The sequence below is a fragment of the Bacillus sp. THAF10 genome (assembly GCF_009363695.1).
Taxonomy (GTDB): Bacteria; Bacillota; Bacilli; order Bacillales; family Bacillaceae_I; genus Sutcliffiella_A.
In genome coordinates this window covers 1,169,716-1,184,874 of record NZ_CP045403.1, presented here as the reverse complement: position 1 = coordinate 1,184,874, position 15,159 = coordinate 1,169,716, and the positions used below count along the sequence as shown (strand labels likewise).

Genomic DNA, 15,159 nt, shown 5'->3' with positions numbered 1-15,159 from the left:
ATGACCATTCATTCTTCTCCCAACCTCCATTATAGTAGAATGCTAGATTTCTGTCATTAATTATGTCAATAAAATTAAAATTTTCAGATAAAATAATTCAAGAAAAGAGTGCGATGCTTAAGCACCACACTCTTTTAGGGATCTACTAATGAAATTAATATATCAGATTAATCAATTCTTCTTTGGTAATATTTCCAAAATAATGTTTTACGTCCACATCTTCTAGCGCATGGGCGATTGCAGACTTCTCAAAATTAATGCCAATTAGTAGCTTCTCCACCTCTGATACATCGCCAACGCCAAAGAAATCACCAAAGATTTTTACATTTTCAATTTTCCCTTTGTTCACTTCCAAGCGAATATCAATCTGTCCAACCGGGAAGCGGTGAGAATGTTGGAGGTTAAACTTTGGAGATTTCCCATAATTCCACTCCCAGTTTTGATAGCGTTCTTTTGAAAGCTTATGAATGTTTTCCCAATCTTCATCCGTTAATTCATATTTTGGAATGTCACTTGTCTTAAAGATTGCTTCTAGTAAGAGCTGACGGAATTGTTCAATGGTAAGACTTTCTTCCAAAAACTCACTTATGTTCGCTACTCGGCTGCGAATCGACTTTATCCCTTTCGATTCAATTTTGTCTTTTTTTACATTAAGGGCTGCGACAACATGCTCAATTTCAGAATCAAACAACAATGTTCCATGGCTGAACATCCGTCCTTTAGTTGAGAACTGTGCATTTCCTGAAATTTTTCTTCCTTGTGCAAGAATGTCATTTCTTCCGCTCATTTCTGCTTCCACACCTAAGCTTTTCAAAGCTTCTACGACAGGTGCGGTAAACTTCTTGAAATTATGAAAGCTCTCCCCATCGTCTTTAGTAATAAAGCTAAAATTTAAGTTTCCGTGATCGTGATACACTGCTCCGCCACCAGAAAGACGCCGGACCACATGAATCCCATTTTCTTCTACGTAATTTGAGTTGATTTCCTCGATACTGTTTTGATTTTTCCCAATAATTATGGAAGGTTCATTGATATAAAATAAAAGATATGTATCTTCAATATCAAGATTTTTCAAGGCGTATTCTTCAATAGCCAAATTTATTCTAGGGTCTGTAATTCCTTGGTTATCAATAAAAAGCATCATTCTTTATCACTCTCCCAACTATATCCTTTATGTGCTAATGTAATTTTTCCTTTATAACGCTCAGATGCCTCTTTGACGAGCTGTAACGGGTTCCCAAAATGGGGAAGATGTGTTAACAGCAACTGTGGTACACCAGCACCCTCGGCAATGTTTGCAGCATCATGACTGTTCATATGACCAGGATTCGTACCATCTTGATGAGCATACAAATTACATTCACTAATTAGTAAGTCTGCCCCACTAGTAAACGAAATAAATGATTCCTGATAGCTAGAGTCTGCCGTGTAAACAAAGCTCTTATTCCCCGCTGACACTTTCATTGCATAGCAAGGTACGGGATGCGTTGTTTTTAGAAATTCAATCATAAAAGGTCCGATGTGCAAGGGGGCATCTGGTTGGTATGCTATTCCTTTGGTAAATTCTTTGTGGTCTAGTGCTGTAAAACTTTGTTCATCTTCCTTGTGACCATATATTGGCAGAGTAGCAACCGATTTGCCCATATAATAGGAGACCAGCCTTGCATATTGAAGCGGACCGATATCTGCCACATGATCGTGATGATAATGAGACAAAATGACGGCATCAAGCTCTGTTACATCTATGTAATTTTGTAGCTGTGCTAATACACCACTACCGCAATCTATCAAAAGTCGGAAATTATCATGCTCAACTAAATAGCCTGAAGTGGCACTATTTGCTGCTGGGTAACCACCCCAAAACCCTACAACTGTAAGCTTCATCGCTTTCAGCTCCTTTTTTGCTTTTTCCAAATCTAAGTCTATCACACCCCTTCCATTTTTCCTATTTTTACAGTTGTTTTAAAACAGTTGTTGACAGGACGAGTTCTGTTATAATACACTATTAACAAATAACAAACGGAGGGTGATCACAATGCTAGTAAAAAGTACTGAATTTTTCAAAACCTTGCCGCCGAAAAAATGCGTAGAATGCAAAAAAACAATGGATGAACAGCACGAGTGCTATGGTAACCATTGTAATGAGTGTATGTCTAGTCAACTAAAATAATAGTCTATAAGAAAGAGCGCTCATCCCCATAAGCGCTCTTTTTTCTGTACTTCTATACGTAAACCCCTTGTTTGACCGTTGATTCCCGAACAATTAGCTCGAGATCATATTCAAATATTTCCTTGTGACGGTATCTCTTCGACTGTATCTTCTCCATCATCACCTGAAAGGCTTTACGTGCCATCTCATCTATTGGCTGATTAACAGTAGTAATCGTTGGTTCCACCAGCTCAGTTATCGCCTGGTTATCAAAGCCAACCACAGCAAGATCCTCAGGCACTTTCCAACCATGGCGTTTTGCTTCTGATATAATTCCCGCTGCTACTTCATCTCCCCCACTAAAAATAGCCGTTGGTTTGTCGTCTAATTCGAGAATTTCGCGAAAAACCCTTCTGCCATCCTCTATAGTAAAGGCTTCCATAAAGACGAATGCTTCGATAAAATCTGTATTGTACTCAGCCAAGGCCTTTCTAAATCCAGCTTCTCTTCCCATTGCAACACTGCTTTTATAGCCTCCTGTACAGTAAGCAACTTTACGATGACCAAGCTCTAATAAGTGTTTAGTAGATATGTAGCCACCATATACTTGATCAAGCCTAACAGACGGCACTTCTGCTTCATCTTCGTATTCATTGCACAAAACAATCGGACCATAATCCAAAAAGGGCTGAATGATATTCCAGTCATTTTGAATGGAAGAAAGAATAATCCCATCCACTTGCCTTGTTTTTAACAGATTCAAGTAATCTAGTTCCTTTTTTTTCGAGTATTTAGTTTGACAAATGATGAGCTGATAGCCATTTTCTGCAGCTGCCATTTCCATTCGTTCAATAAGCTCGCTAAAAAAAGGGTTCATTACACGAGGAATCAAAAGCGCGATCATTTCCGTTTTCTGACTACGCAGGCTTCTAGCTGATGAGTTTGGAACATAGCCAAGCTCGCTCATTGCCTTTGATACGAGCATACGCTTTTTTTCTGATACATATGGATGATTGTTGATGACACGGGAAACTGTGGTTCGGGATAACCCTGCTAATCGTGCTACATCTTCTATTGTTGCCACAAGTCTCGCCACCTTAAAGAATTGATAGATTCTGTGAAAAGATTTTGAAATCGTTTTCACATCTACTAGTATAAAAGGAAATGTAAGTGTTTACAATCCTATTTTTGAAATTAGAAAAGGAGCCCTACTCTTTTGGGCTCCTTCGGCAAATGATTGACACATACTATCTGTATTCTAATTCTTATAAAGCTTCCTATACTTAAACATAAAATAGGACCAAGTTCCAGCGAGCATTACCAACATAAATCCTATTAGTACATTTACATTTTCCCTCATAATACTGAAATCACCGCTTGAAATAATAGCTTTAAAACCTGATACCGAATAAGTCATCGGTAAAAACAGATTAAATGGTTGTAGCATGTTAGGAATAAGCTCAAGCGGGAAAGTACCTGCGCTGGTTGTTAGTTGCAAAATCAAAATGATGATAGCAACAAATCTTCCTGGATCACCAAGCGTGGTGACCAAAAATTGGACTAGAGCAATAAAAGTAAAAGAAGTAAGAATGCTGAAAAAGATGAAAAATGTAAGGTTTTGCACTTCCACTCCTAAACCTAATATTAACACACCGTCTGCTAAAAGAGCTTGTAATACTCCCACTACTGCAAGTACTGCTACTTTTCCTACGAACCACCATGTTCCGGATTTCGGAGTTCCTGCAGGATCTCGTAAAGGAAACACAATGGATAAAAGCAACGCACCCACAAATAAACCTAAGGATAAAAAGTAAGGGGCAAAACCGGTTCCATAATTAGGAACACCGTTATCAACCTCTGCCTTTACGTGCACAGGATTAGCAAACATATCATACGTTTGCTCTGTTCCATTCACCGATCCTGATTTTTCAGAAGCTTCCTCTAACTTCTCTTTCAAGGTTTCTGTTCCTTTTCCAACTTCTGCTAAACCGGAATAAATATTCTTTGACCCTTCTGCCAATTCAGAGGTACCTTGTTGAAATAGTGATGCTCCTCCATTCAGTTCTTGTATACCAGCCACAAGTTGATTAGTACCTTCAGTAAGCTTTGCGCTACCTTTGTTTGCTTCTCCTAATCCCCTGCCGAATTCTGTGAATTTTTGATTAAATTCTTGGTGATTAGCTACAAGTTCAGACGAACCTACTGTAAGTTTTTCAGACCCTTTTGCCAAATCTTCTAAGCCCTTTGCAAAACCCATCTGAACCTCGGCAAGTTTCTTTCCGTTCTGCTCCATCATAACTGTACCTTGTTCTAATCCAATTGCACCTTGTTCTAGCTGTGACAGTCGTTGTGAAAGTTCGTTTGAGCCATTGGTAAGCTCTGCAATTTGTGCTGTAATTTGAGCTTTTTCTTCCTCACTGGCCTCATCGATAATTGGCTGTAGCAATTGTTTCAGTTGTCCCATTCCTTCCGCTAACTTAACGGCTTGTTCTTTTGCCTCGTCCCCTCCTTTTTTAAACTGAGTGGTCTCTGCAGCGATATGAGATAACCCTTCTGCCAATCCTTGCACTCCTTTAGAAAGCTCACCCTCTACTTGAAGCAGTTGAGAAACGCCTGCATCGCTATCTTTTAAACCTTCGTTAAGTGCTTTTGCTCCATTATGGAGATAAACCGATCCCACGGATAGCTTTTCCTGTCCTTTAACGAGTTGCGCCAATCCTTTTGACAGTTCTTCATTTCCATGATGAATACCCGCAACGCCTGCTTCTACTCTCCCTACTCCTTTTTGAAAAACAATGGATTTATCAGCAATCTCTTCTAGCCCTTTTTTCAACGTCTCGGAGCCGTCTTTTAATTCATGCACCCCACTATTTAAACTATTGCTACCTTCTGCTGCCTGTTTATACCCTTCTGCCATTGTTTCCACATTGGAAAACATTGCTTCTGCATACGTACTAGTCAGTTCGCTTGAGACTTCTTCCTTGATCTTTTCTATAGCTGTGGAGCCTATCTGCGCAGACAGAAAATTATAGCTTTCGTTTGGAACAAATTTCATTTCCAAGGGAGAAGGTTTATCATCCAAAAGAGTTGTGGCATGTTTAGAAAAATCACTAGGGATTTCAATCACCATGTAATAATATTGCTCTTTTAAACCATCATAAGCCTCATCCTTTGAGACAAACTCCCATTTAAAGCCGTCATTTTTTTTAAGGTTTTCTTGAAGATCTTCACCGATTGTTAATGTGTTTCCCTCATATATAGCACCTTCATCCAAATTTACTACTGCAACAGGAAGCTGATCCAGTTGGTCATATGGATCCCAAAAAGCCCAAAGGAACATTCCACTGTAAAGTAGTGGGATAAATAGTACTGCTAAAACTGGGACAAGCAGTTTTTTATTTGTAAATAATTCTTTCCATTCTGCTAAAATACTTTTCATTTTATAGGGTCTCCTTTACTTTATGACTACTTTTCTCATTTGGTCATTCATTTGCAAATGTAAAGGATCATCACAATGACAATCCTTTTACAAAATATAATTCAAATAAGTTAGCAATTTCCTCTTTTGATAAGGGAGTATGATGCTCTTCCCAATCCACCACTAATGCCACGTAGAGCTTGAGCATGATAAAAGCAGTTATTTCTGAATTACACTTTCTAATCTCCTCTTTTTCTATCGCTATTTCAATTTTTTCCTTGATAAAACAGATGATCATTTCTTCTAGGCGATGTAATTCCTGATTTACCACCTTTGTCCCTATCTCTTTTTCTTCTTGAATTAGTTTAACAGTTAATTGATGTTCATTTCGAAAATCAAGTAAACTAATAAGAGCTAAGTGAGCATTTTCAAAAAATGATTTGTCTGGTTTAATCGAACGTTCGGCTACAGTCCGCATTTCTTTTAAGATTCCAGCTATAATCTCGCTGAAAAGTTCCTCTTTATTGGAATAAAAAGTGTAAATGGTTCCTTTTCCTACATTAGCAATTTTGGCTACTTGATCCATGGTAGTGGCCTTATAACCAAACATGGAAAAGGATTTGAGTGCAGCATCTAGAATACTTTGTTTGCGATCCAGTTGAGTTCCCTCCTCACAATGACTAAATGGTCAATTTAGTCAATTAGTCTTTTTATATTTTAGTCCCTTTACAATCGAAATGCAAGAAAAAAAAGATTCAGCTGCTGTGTACACCAACTGAATCTTTTGAGGTTAAACTCGTATAACAGGTTTTTCTGTATTTAATGTTTGCAATACTGCTTTAACAGCAGCCTCTCCTGAATCAATACAATCAGGAAGACCGACGCCTTCAAAGGAACTACCAGCTAAATATACACCAGGCATATCTGTAGCAAGACGCTCACTTATTTGACGAAGCATTTCCTTGTGACCAACCGCATATTGAGGCATCGCCTCTTTCCAACGGGTGACAATGGAAAAGTCCGGTTCGGCATCAATTTTCATGATCTTATTTAAATCATCTAAAACAACTTTTTTGATTTCTTCGTCACTTTGATCAACGATGGCTTCCTCTCCCACTCGACCTACATAACAACGAAGAATTACTTTTCCTTTCGGCGTTGTATGAGGCCACTTTTTATGTGTCCAGGTACAAGCAGTAATCGTATAATCATTATTTCTTGAAACAACAAAGCCAGTTCCATCAATGTCCTTTTTAAGTGCAGAGGCATCAAACGCCATAGCAATAGTAGCAACAGAGGTAGAGTTCATCTGTTGTAGGGGAGCAAGATAATCAATATCTTTCATCATATTTCCAATCGTATGATGAGGAGTTGCTACAATTACACTCTCACAGTCAATAGTTTTGCTATTGCTAAGGGATAACCGGTAGCCATCACCATTTTTCTTTAAAGTGTCTACTTTTACCGCTTTTAGTATTTTCACTTGATTCAGCTTATCTTCAATTGCACCAACGAGCATTTGCAGACCACCTCTAAGGGTTTGAAACATTCCCTTTTTCTTATGAGCAGGTTGCTTTGGAGTGGTCTGTTTGATTCCTAGTATAAGGCTCCGGTATTTTTCTTCCACCTGTTGAAACTGGGGAAAAGTTGATTGCAGGCTGAGCTTATCAATATCTCCGGCGTAAATTCCAGATAATAAGGGCTCAATGAGATTTTCCACAACTTCATCTCCAAGTCTTCTTCTGAAAAAAGAGCCAAGTGATTGGTCTTTTCCTTCGCTTTTATATGCAGGTAGAATTAAGTCTGCAGCTGCGCGAATCTTCCCAATCGGAGAAAATAAACCAGTTGTTACAAAGGGGGATAGCTTTGTTGGTATGCCCATAACAGCCCCTTCAGGCATGCGGTGCAGTTCGCCTTTAAGCAGGATGAATGCCTGACCAGTCGCATTGTTTACAAGTTGATTTTCAAGACCAACTTCTTTTACCAGTCTGCCTGCACTTTTCTTTCGCTCAAGAAAAGAATCTGGTCCGCGTTCAATGATATAGCCATCTTTTTTAACCGTTTGGATTTTGCCCCCCAAGCGATTACTTGCCTCGATTAGGGTAATTTCTATATTAAGATTTTTTTCTTTGCTTTCTTTTTGAAGATAGTAGGCTGCGGATAGGCCTGTAATGCCTCCTCCGATGATGACAACCCTTTTTTTCTCCTCAATCATGGTTCCATCGCCTTCTTTTTTAGATTTACATTTTACTCTTTTTCAATTCTTCTAATACTACCGTTGCCATTGCATCAATAAACGCTGGTTGCGTATTTGGCATTTCCGGACGATAGTATTTGGCACCAAGCTCATCTGTTACGACCTTGCACTCATAGTCGTTATCATAGAGCACTTCTAGGTGATCTGATACAAATCCTACTGGTGTATAAACAAAGGAAGTGAATCCTTTCGTTTCATGCAGCTCGCGGGTGATATCCTGAACATCTGGGCCTAGCCATGGATCAGGTGTATTTCCTTCACTCTGCCAAGCGATAACATAATTTTCGACTCCTGCACCTTTTGCAATCAAATCAGCTGTTTCTTGCAGCTGCTGTGGATACGGGTCGCCTGCTTGAATAATTTTTTCTGGAAGGCTATGAGCAGACACAATCAACACTGCCTTCTCACGCTCTTCATCCTGCATAGAGCCAAACGTTTCTTTCACACGGTCTACCCAGTACTGAATAAACTTTGGCTCGTCATACCAGCTTTCCACGGAAACAATGGATGGTCCACCAATTTTTTCAGCCTCTTCTTTTGCACGGCCATTATATGACTTTACGCTGAACGTGGAGAAATGAGGGGCCAGAACGATACTTACCGCTTCCTCTATTCCATCATCCTTCATTTGCTGTACGGCATCTTCCACAAATGGCTCAATATGCTTTAATCCAAGATAAACCGTAAATTCAATCTCATCTTGAATGCTGTTTAAATGCTCCTTTAATGCGTTTGCCTGATCTTCGGTAATGCGAGCTAAAGGAGAAATACCTCCAATAGCATCATATCGGTCACGTAAATCCTGCAGCATGTCAGGGGAAGGTTTTCTTCCATAACGAATATGAGTATAGTAGCGCTCTAGGTCATCTTCTTTGTATGGCGTACCGTATGCCATTACTAATAAGCCCATTTTTTTCTTTGACATAGTAGCTTACCTCGCTTTTATAGATTAGTTTTTATTAGAGGCGAATTTCGCACTGATTGTTGCTTTATATATGTGGCAATTTTTCTTTCTTTAAAGATTAGCTCTGTTAAACGACGCTGTTGATTTCCGCAAATGGCTCCGCGTCCTGCGGGGCGGTGCTAGAGCATCCTCGGCCTTGCCTGTGGGGTCTCCAGTCAACCGCTTCATTCCCGCGGGAGTCTCCGCCTTTGCTACAATCAACAGCTATAACCTTCTCATGATCAACATTCTTCTTTAACACAGCCTAATGATTAGAAAAAGTCTAAAGCCGACTTTTTCATTGTTAATAGCAACAATTTTTTAGAAAAGAGCCTTATTAGAAGAATAGTCATGAACAAACTGAGCTAAACGTTTTAATGTTTCTGGTTGAACCTGCGGGAATACACCGTGCCCTAAATTGAAGATGTAACCTGGTTGCTCCATCCCTTGGTCAAGAATCGCTTTGGTTTTCTCTTCAATAACCTCCCAAGGTGCCAACAAAATGGCAGGATCAAGGTTTCCTTGAACTGTTTTCGTAATTCCACGCTGTCTTGCTTCCGCTATCGGTAAGCGCCAATCAAGGCCAACAACGTCAAGAGGGAGGTCATGCCATTCGTTTGCAAGGTGACTAGCACCAACACCAAACATGATTAAAGGAACTTCTTCTTCTTTTAAAGCAGAAAAAATTCGGTTCATGGTTGGTTTAATAAAGTAGCGATAATCCTCTACATTCAATGCTCCTACCCAGCTGTCAAAAATTTGAATGGCCTTTGCACCTGCATGAATCTGAGAGCGTACATAAGTAATCGTCATTTCTGAGAGCTTATCCATTAATGCAAACCATGCTTTAGGCTCAGCATACATAAACGCCTTAGTTTTATTGTAGTTTTTGGATGGTCCGCCCTCGATCATATAAGATGCTAACGTGAAGGGTGCACCAGCAAAACCAATTAAAGGTACATTAAGCTGTTCTTTAGTAAGTAGCTTAATGGTATCAAGTACATAAGGCACATCCTCTTCAGGGGTGATTTCTCCAAGCTTTTCCACATCCTGTAGGGAACGAATTGGGTTATCAATAACAGGACCAATTCCAGATTTAATCTCCACATCCACACCAATAGCAGGTAGCGGGCTCATGATATCTTTATAAAGGATGGCAGCATCCACATTGTATTGGTCCACAGGTAGCTTTGTTACATAAGCACAAAGCTCCGGTTGATGAGTAATTTCAAAAAGGGAATATTTCTCTTTTATTTTGCGGTATTCTGGCTGAGAGCGTCCTGCTTGTCTCATATACCACAGTGGAACATGTTCTGTTTTTTCCCCTCTACATGCTCGTAAAAATGTATCGTTAAACTTTTGTTGATTCACTATGATGACCCCTTCCCATGTTCTTCTTTTACTACGTTTCACTTCTGTCATGTTACACTATACCTATAAATGTAAGGAAAGTATAGAATTAGCGCGTATTGTTCATAAAATTGACGATTATTCGGGTTTAGCAGCAGTCGAAAATGGAAGGTAAATGTTCACCGTCGTTCCACTCTGTTCCTTGCTGTCCATGATAAAATTTCCACTGTGGTTTTCAATGATTTTCATTGAAACCATTAATCCAAGTCCCGTTCCATTATCTTTTGTCGTAAAAAAGGGCTTTCCTACCTTATCAAGCAAGTCTTTTGGAATCCCACAACCCTCGTCTTTAATGGCAAGATGTACATACTCGTTCTTAAGGCCAGTTTGAATATGAATCTTCCCACCACTAGGCATTGCTTCCATTCCATTTTTAATAATATTAATCAGTACCTGTTTTATTTGATTTGGTTCACAATCAATCCAAATTTCTCCGTTAGGATGATAAACCTCTATTGTGACCTGGTGAATAAATGCTTCACTTTCTAGAAAAGCATAAACCTCTTGGATAAGGTTTTTGAAATTTACTTTCTTTATCTTTATCGCCTGTGGTTTTGCAAGCGCCATAAACTCATTAGTAATTTGATTGATACGTTCTAGTTCTTTGTCCATTATGTGATAGAATTCTTTGTCATCCGTTTCCTTGGATAATAGATGAACAAAACCTTTTAAAACGGTAACGGGGTTACGTATTTCATGTGCCACCCCGGCAGCAAGCTCCCCAATAACAGACAGCTTCTCCGATTGCATCAAGGCTTCTTCCGTTCTTTTCTTATCGGTAACATCCTTTATGAGGAACACAAGTGCAAGAATTTCGCCATTTTCCCCACGTACGGGAGTGACAGTAATATTAACATCAATCTGAATTTCCATAGCTGTATGGGTCAATAATTCAAAGGACAATTGCTTCTGATTGTCTAATTTCGTTTGTAGCACGTTTAATGATTTACTAGATGTAAAGGATAAGAAATCTGTCGAAGTACCAATGTATTTTTCTGCATTTACCGCAAACATTTTTTCAAAAGACCCGTTTGCATTAAGAAGCATTCCTGATAGATCATATACCCCAATTGCATCTGTTGTGTTATTGAAATATGCCTCTAAGTATTCTTTTGTTGATAATAGCTCTCGAGTTGTCCTCTTCTCTTTTTCTTCCGCTTTGTGTAAAATGTTGCCGATAAATCTACTTGAGAAAATTAAATACACCGTCACAAATAATGTAAACAGTAAAAAATAAAAGACATCGACTTTCAAATTATTATAGAATACGGCTTCGTAATAATAAAAATAGAAGTATATCATGGTTATGAAAGTAAGTGCGCTGGCTATTATTATTGGCAATAGTCGATTATAAATGGATGACATGATTAATGGCAGAGTCAAAAAGAAAAAATTAATCACATCTAAATCCAAATACGCAATCACCCAAAATGGTACAAAAGAGATGCAGACGATAACATACATTCCCTGCTTTGCAAGATTTGGATGCCGGACAAAATATGTTACGATTGCAAATCCAACCATTGAAGTAATGATGATAACAGGTACGATGACAGGAAATATAAAGAGATTGGTAACCAGTCCACACGATACTAAAATGATAAAAACAGCGAGCATTAGCTTGTTTTTTTTATGAATCATGTGGAGCTGGTTGGCATTTATTGTTTTCTCCATCGTCCACACTTGCCTTGCTTGTGAAACAACACCAGGTAGCTTCTCCGTTATTCTATTCATTTTTTGCTACTCCCTTAATGAATCTTTTTCTATTTTTTAAAGGCTCTTTTCTAAAAGATTGTTGCTAAAACCTTAGAAAAAGTCGGCTTTAAGACTTTTTCCAATCTTTATGCGAAGAAAAATTGCCACATGTTTCAATCTTCCTCCACGAAAAGAGCACGACAGCAACGTTGATTACGGGTGTCCTCACTATACGCAGTAGCATCAAAGTATGCGAAAACAACCTTTTCAAAACACTGGTTTTATTTTTTCAGATGGTGTTCCTTCTTTTTTCGTTTGGGTGTTGTATGGGACAACGTAATACTCAGGCGTATGAAAGATGTTGACGTTTTTCACGGTATAGTTGCTGTCCCCTTTGACCTCGTCCACAAGTTGCTCCTCGTTTTTTACGACAGCATAAATTCTGTAGACCACTCTTTCATCCTCTGCTTTGTTCCAGCTTAAATTTGCCTTAAACAGGGAAAACGGATGAAATCCGATACTGCCTTTTAATGTTAGATTGTCTGGGAGTACTATAGGATTCTCTAAGTCGGTTACTCCAGCTGGCACCGCAAATGACTGATTATCAAGATTAGCATCCGTGAGAATATCCTTCATTAGTCTCGTTGGGTAGGCTCCTCCGCCGGTTAAATACTGCTCTTTTGTTGTCGAATCGTATCCCATCCAAACCGTACCAACGACATCCTTTGTATATCCAACAAACCACGTATCTTTAATGGCTCCATCCACTTCTGGATAATTGGTTGTACCTGTTTTGCCTGCCAAGTCACCTTCTATGTCTCCCTCAGCTGCCGTTCCATCTTCCACAACACCTTCTAGCATTCTTGTCATATTCCAGGCAGTTTGAGGACTAAATACGTTTTGTTCCACTTTTTTCGCCTTCGCTATCACTTTACCCTTTCTATTTTTTATCTCTTTAATGAAATACGGTTCAACGGACTTTCCATTGTTACCAAAAGATCGATATGCCTTTGTCAGGTCGAGTGGTGTTACCCCATCCTGTAAACCCCCAAGGGCAATAGCCAAACCGCTATCTGGAATGGATAACCCCATTTTATCGAGATATTGCTTGCTCTTTTCAATGCCAAGCTCATTAAGAGCCCATACAGCTGGAGCATTTAAAGAATCCTGTATTGCCTCATACATGGTTACTTCCTTTTTATACTGATGGTGATAGTTTCTTGGCTGATAGCTATTTTCGCCGTCTCCATAGGTTAATAGTTCGTCCCTTAATAAGCTATACGGCTCATACTTCCCTTCCTCTAACGAAGGACCGTATACAGCCAAAGGTTTAAACGTCGATCCTGGCTGCCTTTTAATTTGCACCCTGTTAATCCCCTTCGTCACATAATTACGGCCACCAATGACAGCAAGAACACCACCGTCTTTTTGATTCATCAGGACAAAGGCACCTTCTACATCAGTATTTTTCCCTGGAAAGTATTGATTGTCTTGAAAGCGGGTAAAGGCAGCATCTTGTGCCTTTACATTCATAGGAACAGTAATTACGTAGCCACCTCTGTGTAACTCCTCTCCACTTATTCCATATTTCACTTCCGCCTCTTCTGTAACCATATCAATATATGTAAGGTAGGCTTGTTTTTCTGGGGTTTCTAGCACATTCAGTCCGAGCGTTTTCCCCATTAACGTTACTGCTTCTTCAGGCTCTAGATATCCTTGTTTCTCCATGACATTCAAAACAAGGTCTCTTCTTGCCTTTGCCTCATCAGGATGATTGATTGGAGAATAACTATTTGGAGCTTTTGGTAGTGCTGCAAGCATGGCACCTTCTTCTATCGTTAAATCCTCCACACTCTTATTAAAAAACAGCTCTGAAGCTGCCTGAACTCCATAAGCTCCATGCCCAAAATAAATTTGATTTAAATACATCGCCATAATTTCATTTTTCGTGTACCGTCTTTCCAAATTGATCGCAATGGTTGCTTCTTTTGTTTTTCGCAGCCAAGATTTTTCGTTTGAGAGAAAAATATTTTTCGCAAGCTGCTGAGTGATGGTGCTTCCCCCTTCTGCCTTGCTTCTCGCAAGAATATCTTTGTAGACGGCTCTTCCAATTGCCCTTAAATCTATGCCTCTATGTTCATAAAAGCGAGAATCCTCCACAGCAACAAACGCCTGCTGAACATGTTTTGGAATCTGATTTATTTCAACAATGTCCCTATTTTCAAAAAATAACGTTGCAATTTCCTCACCCTGTTCATCCATCATCGTAGTAGTCGAATCCATCACCAATTTTTTTTCATCAATGACATAGTCTCCTAAAAAAATGATAAACAAGTACCCAATGAAGCCTATTAACGCCATACAAAGTAATGCTATAGGAACAAGAAAATATTTTTGAGAGATTACGGATTTTAGATTTATTATTTTTAGTAAAGGAAGCTTTTTTCGTTCGGAACGTTTCAAAGTAGTTTACCTCCTCCTGTAAAACGGGAATAATCAATTATGTATGTCAAAAGGTAATGCTCACTAAATAAATAGGGTACAATGACAGTAGTTTACTTATATTCTACCTTATTCTACAAATTTTTTCTCACCTATCCCTTATTTTGTAATTTATTTACCTATATTAACCGCGAAGGAGTGTGTTTCCTATGAATTTTTATATGACGTTTGGAACAGCTGATTACTTAGACAATCTAAAATCAGAGATTGGACACGGGGAGTTACTGTTAATGCATGGAGAGGATAATGCCGTCCTGATGCATGAAACAAATGAACAGTCTAGTTTTAATTCAGGAAAAAGGTTCGAGATATTAGATGCCGTTGGGGAAATGTCACGTGGAAAATTTGCCGTACTGAACAATATTCCTGTTTCTGAAGAGGGTCGACCAGTATTTGAATATCGCTTTAGCCAGCGAGCAGGACTTATTGAAAAAGAGCCTGGTTTTGCTGCGATTCGGGTGTTGCGTCCTATAAATTCTGACACCTATTGTATTCTAACTCTATGGGAAGATGTAAAGTACTTTACACAATGGCAGGAATCTAAAGCCTATGATAAGGCACATGAAAAAAGAGGAACTTCAGAAGGAGTCGACCAAAAGCAACAAATCTTCCCACGACCATCTTATGTAACCACCTATCATCTCGTTGCCCAACAAGACTAAAAAAGAGACTAGGACAAAACTTAAAGACACAAACAAAAAAACGAACAATATTAATGCCCGCATTAAATACCGCTATTGATTTCCGTGCAAGACTTCGCTTTCCGCGGGTGACCCGTGAGCCTC

The 15,159-nt window shown here is 39.1% G+C and carries 12 protein-coding genes; 2 read left to right on the top strand and 10 right to left on the bottom strand.

What is annotated here, in order from left to right:
- Positions 1-154 precede the first annotated feature (154 nt).
- Both FIU87_RS06285 and FIU87_RS06280 read right to left on the bottom strand, forming a co-directional pair.
- The gene (locus FIU87_RS06285) at positions 155-1,141 is read right to left on the bottom strand and encodes a lipoate--protein ligase (RefSeq protein ID WP_152446442.1); all 987 of its coding nucleotides are present in this window, start codon (positions 1,139-1,141) and stop codon (positions 155-157) included.
- Positions 1,141-1,884: an MBL fold metallo-hydrolase gene (locus FIU87_RS06280; protein WP_152443787.1), complete on the bottom strand. Its 744-nt coding sequence runs from the start codon at positions 1,882-1,884 to the stop codon at positions 1,141-1,143. The genes FIU87_RS06285 and FIU87_RS06280 overlap by 1 nt, the downstream gene beginning before the upstream one ends.
- A gap of 151 nt (positions 1,885-2,035) precedes the next feature.
- Between FIU87_RS06280 and yhfH the strand changes: the two genes are divergently transcribed.
- Positions 2,036-2,170 carry a protein YhfH gene (yhfH, locus tag FIU87_RS06275; protein WP_152443786.1) on the top strand — a complete coding sequence of 45 codons (135 nt, stop codon included), beginning with the start codon at positions 2,036-2,038 and terminating at the stop codon, positions 2,168-2,170.
- Between the two features lie 52 nt (positions 2,171-2,222).
- Here yhfH and FIU87_RS06270 read toward each other — a convergent pair whose 3' ends face one another.
- The 8 genes from FIU87_RS06270 to FIU87_RS06235 all read right to left on the bottom strand — a co-directional run bounded on the left by FIU87_RS06270 (position 2,223) and on the right by FIU87_RS06235 (position 14,233).
- Positions 2,223-3,233: a LacI family DNA-binding transcriptional regulator gene (locus FIU87_RS06270; protein ID WP_152443785.1), complete on the bottom strand. Its 1,011-nt coding sequence runs from the start codon at positions 3,231-3,233 to the stop codon at positions 2,223-2,225.
- 174 nt (positions 3,234-3,407) lie between these two features.
- The gene (locus tag FIU87_RS06265) at positions 3,408-5,588 is read right to left on the bottom strand and encodes a YhgE/Pip domain-containing protein (protein ID WP_152443784.1); all 2,181 of its coding nucleotides are present in this window, start codon (positions 5,586-5,588) and stop codon (positions 3,408-3,410) included.
- A 70-nt stretch (positions 5,589-5,658) separates the two neighbouring features.
- Positions 5,659-6,177 carry a TetR/AcrR family transcriptional regulator gene (locus FIU87_RS06260; RefSeq protein ID WP_253905524.1) on the bottom strand — a complete coding sequence of 173 codons (519 nt, stop codon included), beginning with the start codon at positions 6,175-6,177 and terminating at the stop codon, positions 5,659-5,661.
- A gap of 180 nt (positions 6,178-6,357) precedes the next feature.
- Positions 6,358-7,782, bottom strand: coding sequence for a protoporphyrinogen oxidase (gene hemY / locus FIU87_RS06255; RefSeq protein ID WP_152443782.1), 1,425 nt, complete (start codon positions 7,780-7,782; stop codon positions 6,358-6,360).
- Positions 7,783-7,807: 25 nt separating this feature from the next.
- Entirely contained in the window at positions 7,808-8,749 is a 942-nt protein-coding gene (gene hemH / locus FIU87_RS06250) for a ferrochelatase (RefSeq protein WP_152443781.1), read from the bottom strand.
- A gap of 339 nt (positions 8,750-9,088) precedes the next feature.
- Positions 9,089-10,141 (bottom strand): uroporphyrinogen decarboxylase, encoded by a 1,053-nt coding sequence (gene hemE, locus FIU87_RS06245; protein WP_172971153.1) that lies wholly within the window; start codon positions 10,139-10,141, stop codon positions 9,089-9,091.
- A 114-nt stretch (positions 10,142-10,255) separates the two neighbouring features.
- Complete coding sequence (locus tag FIU87_RS06240) at positions 10,256-11,911, bottom strand: ATP-binding protein (RefSeq protein WP_152443780.1); 1,656 nt, start codon at positions 11,909-11,911, stop codon at positions 10,256-10,258.
- A 228-nt stretch (positions 11,912-12,139) separates the two neighbouring features.
- Positions 12,140-14,233, bottom strand: a complete 2,094-nt coding sequence (locus FIU87_RS06235; RefSeq protein WP_172971152.1) for a transglycosylase domain-containing protein — start codon at positions 14,231-14,233, stop codon at positions 12,140-12,142.
- Between the two features lie 290 nt (positions 14,234-14,523).
- Between FIU87_RS06235 and FIU87_RS06230 the strand changes: the two genes are divergently transcribed.
- Positions 14,524-15,036, top strand: coding sequence for an antibiotic biosynthesis monooxygenase family protein (locus FIU87_RS06230; RefSeq protein ID WP_152443778.1), 513 nt, complete (start codon positions 14,524-14,526; stop codon positions 15,034-15,036).
- The last annotated feature ends 123 nt before the right edge of the window (positions 15,037-15,159 follow it).

Bases quoted from the DNA above. Each gene is read 5' to 3' on its own strand.
- FIU87_RS06285 (WP_152446442.1), bottom strand. From the start codon at position 1,141: ATGCTTTTTATTGATAACCAAGGAATTACAGACCCTAGAATAAATTTG.
- FIU87_RS06280 (WP_152443787.1), bottom strand. From the start codon at position 1,884: ATGAAGCTTACAGTTGTAGGGTTTTGGGGTGGTTACCCAGCAGCAAAT.
- yhfH (WP_152443786.1), top strand. From the start codon at position 2,036: ATGCTAGTAAAAAGTACTGAATTTTTCAAAACCTTGCCGCCGAAAAAA.
- FIU87_RS06265 (WP_152443784.1), bottom strand. From the start codon at position 5,588: ATGAAAAGTATTTTAGCAGAATGGAAAGAATTATTTACAAATAAAAAA.
- FIU87_RS06260 (WP_253905524.1), bottom strand. From the start codon at position 6,177: ATGTTTGGTTATAAGGCCACTACCATGGATCAAGTAGCCAAAATTGCT.
- hemY (WP_152443782.1), bottom strand. From the start codon at position 7,782: ATGATTGAGGAGAAAAAAAGGGTTGTCATCATCGGAGGAGGCATTACA.
- hemH (WP_152443781.1), bottom strand. From the start codon at position 8,749: ATGTCAAAGAAAAAAATGGGCTTATTAGTAATGGCATACGGTACGCCA.
- FIU87_RS06240 (WP_152443780.1), bottom strand. From the start codon at position 11,911: ATGAATAGAATAACGGAGAAGCTACCTGGTGTTGTTTCACAAGCAAGG.
- FIU87_RS06235 (WP_172971152.1), bottom strand. From the start codon at position 14,233: ATGGCGTTAATAGGCTTCATTGGGTACTTGTTTATCATTTTTTTAGGA.
- FIU87_RS06230 (WP_152443778.1), top strand. From the start codon at position 14,524: ATGAATTTTTATATGACGTTTGGAACAGCTGATTACTTAGACAATCTA.